Origin of the sequence: uncultured Cetobacterium sp., assembly GCF_947039425.1 — a bacterium.
In the GTDB taxonomy this organism is placed as follows: Bacteria; Fusobacteriota; Fusobacteriia; order Fusobacteriales; family Fusobacteriaceae; genus Cetobacterium_A.
In genome coordinates this window covers 1-4,211 of sequence record NZ_CAMQYW010000170.1, presented here as the reverse complement: position 1 = coordinate 4,211, position 4,211 = coordinate 1, and the positions used below count along the sequence as shown (strand labels likewise).

The following is a 4,211-nucleotide window of genomic DNA, read 5'->3' as shown; positions in this document are numbered from 1 at the left end:
ATATTATATAATTTAAAATAGTTTCCTAGGAAACTATTTTAAATTATATAATATTTTACAGAGTAATACAATTTATTTTAAATTTTATATAAAAAAAACATAGAAATGAAAATTAAAACCTCAAAAGGTTCATTTTATATATTAATTGCTTTTTTCTGGATACCCATTTAATTCAAAATTAACATAGATTCCATTTATTTTTAGTTTTAAATAAGCTTGATATTTATCACCGTTTTTATTAAGTAGAGAAAATTCTACTTTTTCATTTTTTAATAGAGAAATAGCTTTTTCTTTAGTTATTTCTAAAGGATTATTGAAGTGTTTCATATTTTTCCAAAGTCTGAAAGAACAATCTCTATAATTTTCACAATAATAATTTTCATCACCTTTTTTATCTTGACCAATTAAAATACTTCCACCACACTTTGGACAGACACCGATTAATTCCTTTCTAATAACCTCTCCTTGGCTATTTAAACTGATTTTATCATATCTTTTAGTCATAACTTCCTTTAAAGTTTCGAGGGTGTTTAAAATCAATTTAAAAGGCTCAGCAGACTTTTCTTTAATCTCCTCTTGAATTACCCACCATTTAGCGGTTATATCTGCTGATTTTAATTCTGTAGGTAACATTAAATAGAACTCTCTTCCTAAAGGAGTAGAAATGATATTTTTTCCTTTTAATTCAACAAATTTTTTAAAGAATAATCCTTTAATTATTTCAGCTCTAGTTGCAGGAGTTCCTATACCACCATTTTCTCCTTTTTTATCTTTATCTTTATCTTTAAGAAGTTTTTTTATAGTTAAATCTTTAACATATTTTGAAATAGAAGCCATATCTTGAAGTAAAGTTGCTTCAGTATATCTTTTAGGAGGTGTTGTTTCTTTCTCTTTTATCATTGAATCTAAGAAAGTAACTTGATATTCTCCAGGATATAATTTAGATAGAGTATCATTTTCTGTTTGTGAATTTTCACTATTTTTATCATTTAAAAAATTATAGTAACCTATATCAAGTATTTTGCTAGATGTAACTCTTAATTTCTCTGATTCTAAGAAATCAATTTCAGCAGTAGTTTTTTCTTTTATTAATTTAGGTAAAAATTGAGCGATATACATTTTTGTAATAATTTCATAAATATTTTTTTCTTCTATAGTCATACGATTTAAATTAACATCTCTATTTGTTGGGATGATAGCATGGTGTGCTGTAACTTTACTACTATCAAAACATTTAGGTTTTATTGGCCCAAAAGATACACCTTCAGGATAGATATTAATATTTTTCATAGCTTTTTTTATAACATCTGGAGCATCAGTAAAGTGTTCATCATTAAGATACTGTGAATCGGATCTATTATAAGTTATAGCTTTATATTTTTCTCTTAAATTTTGAGATATTTTTAGAGTTTGTTCAGCGGGATATCCCCATTTTGTATTAGCATATACTTGTAATTTTAAAAGATTAAAAGGAAGAGGAGGATTTTCTTTTTCAATAGTTTTTGTTATTATTAATTTAGTATCTCCTTTGAAATTTTTACTAATCTCTTCAGCTTCAATTTGACTTTCTATTTTTCCATTTTCAAAAAGCTCTTTACTTGGAATATATTTTAAATTAATAGAGAAAATATCATTTAGAGCTTCAAATTCTTTTATAAATAAATTTTTAAGTTCAATATTTTTTTCTTCAGATGGAAACTCTTTTTTATAAAGTTTAAATATTTTTTCCCCTTGTTTTTTATTTTTTAAATTTTTATTTACGTTAATATCAGTAAAAATTTCATAAAATTTTTGTTTTTCATGTGATTCTATTTGCAAATCTCTATTTACAATAAGACCTAAAGTAGGTGTTTGAACACGACCAACTGTAAGTCCCATTGTTCTATTAATTAAAGAAAAATATCTACTTGCATTAATACCAACTAAATAGTCAGAAACAGCCCGAGCATAAGCACTTTTTCCTAAAGGTTCATATTCTTTATTATCTTTTAAATTTTTAAAAGATTTTTTTATAGCCTCTGAGTTATTATCATTAATTAATACTCTTTTAACAGGTTTAGTATTTTTAAAAAATTCTAAAATTTCATCAATTAAAAGCTGACCCTCATCATCAGGGTCACCTGCATGAATAATAACATCACATTTTTTTACTAGTTGATATATAGTTCTTAGTTGTCCAGTTAACACTTTTTGAAAGCCCTCTCTTTTTAATGTTTCTTCAGGACTTTCTGTTTTTCTTGCTTTTATTTCTTTTGGTTTAAATCCCCAATCTTCAAAATATATTGGAAGATCTGCAAGAGTCCATTTTTTATATTTAATATCATAATCTTCAGGCTCTTTTAGTTGTAACATATGACCAAAAACCCAGGTTACAATATAATCATCTTTTTCAATATATCCATTATATTTATTTTTAGTTCCTAAAATAGCTTCAGCAATAGCTTCAGCAACGGATGGTTTTTCTGCTATAATTAATTTCATTCTCACTCCTTTGCATCATTAATTTAGATTAATATACATGTATATTTTAGCATAAATTTAACAATATAATAATACAAAGGTTTGTTTTAAATAATGTTATCCCAATATTTTTCAATATCTTCTAAAGTTTTTCCTTTTGTTTCAGGTATAAATGGAATGAATATAAGCAAAAAAGTACTAGTAATAAAAAATATTAGAAAGGGTAAATAAGATGTTTTAGTTTCTATTATAGGAAAAATTTGAGTTAAAATAATATCAAAAACATAATTTAAAAAAGTGAAAATAGTAACGCCTAATGATCTGATATTTGTAGGTAAAATTTCTGAAATATATATTGTGAGAATTGTTCCTAAAGAAAAAGTATATGTGAAATTGTAAAAATATAAAGAATAAATTTCAAAAGGATTTTTTTCCTTTAATAATAAAGAGTACGTTATATATCCTAAAGATAAAGCTACTCCTAAGGTTCCAATAAAAAGGAGAACTTTTCTGCCCCACTTATCAATAAAAAAAAGAGATATAAAAGACCCGAGTATTTGAAATATACCCATGAATATACTTTGATAATATCCAGTAACAGTATGTATAGAGAATTCTTTAAATAGTTGAGGAGCATAGTAGATAATTGGATTTATACCTGATAATTGTCTAAAGAATGGAAAGATTGTAGCAAGTATTAAAACAAGAAATAGACCTTTGTTTATTGTAATTTTTTTTCTAGGAACAGAAGTATTGTTTGAGTCTTCCATTTGAGAAATAACTTTATTAATTTGTTTTTCAGGAAGGAAAAAACCTAAATTTAAAATAGCTTGTGATTTATTACCTTTAAAAAATAACCATCGAGGACTTTCAGGAACTTTTAAAAATAAAAAAAGTATTATTAAAACTTGCAAAGTTTCAAATAAAAATAAAATTCTCCAAGAGTTTGAAATTATCAAGTCATTTGTAACATAGTTTGATATTAAATAAACAATAAAAAATCCAAAAATTAAGCCGAATGGCATTAATAATTGGCTAATACTTCCATTTTTTCCTCTGCTTTCTGATGGAGAAACTTCTGTTATATAAATTGATCCAACTAAAAATACACTACCTAATGATAATCCCATTAAAATTCTTCCAAACATAAAAAAATAAATATTTATTGAAAAAGAAGTAATAATTCCTCCTATAATAAAATTAATTAAACTATAAATTATAGTTTTTTTTCTTCCAATTCTTTCTGAGAGATAACCTGATAACATTCCTCCAGCTAAACTTCCAAATAAAGATATAGTAATTAAAAAACCTATATTTTTTTTTGAAATTTTAAAAGTTAGTGCTAAATTTTCAATAGAGCTAGAAATTATAGCTGAATCGAAATTAAAAATATATCCAAATGAAGCTATTAGGAAAGCAATATATATAATATAATTTTTTTTAGTCATATTATTCCTCCATTTTATATGTATAAAAAAAGCCAAATTTTTAAATTTGGCTTTTCCTTTATTTTGGACCTCTTAATTTTAATAGAGTATCTAATAAATCTCCTCCTGGAGCTCTATTTGATACATCTCGTTTTCCATATTTATAAATAATACGACCTTCATTTTGAGTTAGAATAAAAGTGGCAGGAACATTTAATTCACTTGTATCAAAATATCCTTCAATCTCTTCATCTAATCCAAGTTCTTTATAGATAGATTTTATTTCATCCATAGCTATATAAGTTAGATTTAATAATTTTCCTA

Annotated in this window: 3 protein-coding genes; all 3 read right to left on the bottom strand. The window is 24.6% G+C overall.

Annotation, left to right across the window (positions count from 1 at the left end):
* Positions 1–141: 141 nt before the first annotated feature.
* Positions 142–2,481 (bottom strand): DNA topoisomerase, encoded by a 2,340-nt coding sequence (locus Q0V09_RS08445; RefSeq protein ID WP_297488473.1) that lies wholly within the window; start codon positions 2,479–2,481, stop codon positions 142–144.
* A gap of 86 nt (positions 2,482–2,567) precedes the next feature.
* Positions 2,568–3,908, bottom strand: a complete 1,341-nt coding sequence (locus tag Q0V09_RS08440; protein ID WP_297488470.1) for an MFS transporter — start codon at positions 3,906–3,908, stop codon at positions 2,568–2,570.
* Positions 3,909–3,966: 58 nt separating this feature from the next.
* The coding region (locus Q0V09_RS08435) for a hypothetical protein (protein ID WP_297488467.1) at positions 3,967–4,211 on the bottom strand (245 nt) is incomplete at its 5' end.

Excerpts from the sequence above, each read along its gene's own strand:
- Q0V09_RS08445 (WP_297488473.1), bottom strand. The coding sequence starts at position 2,481 with ATGAAATTAATTATAGCAGAAAAACCATCCGTTGCTGAAGCTATTGCT.
- Q0V09_RS08440 (WP_297488470.1), bottom strand. The coding sequence starts at position 3,908 with ATGACTAAAAAAAATTATATTATATATATTGCTTTCCTAATAGCTTCA.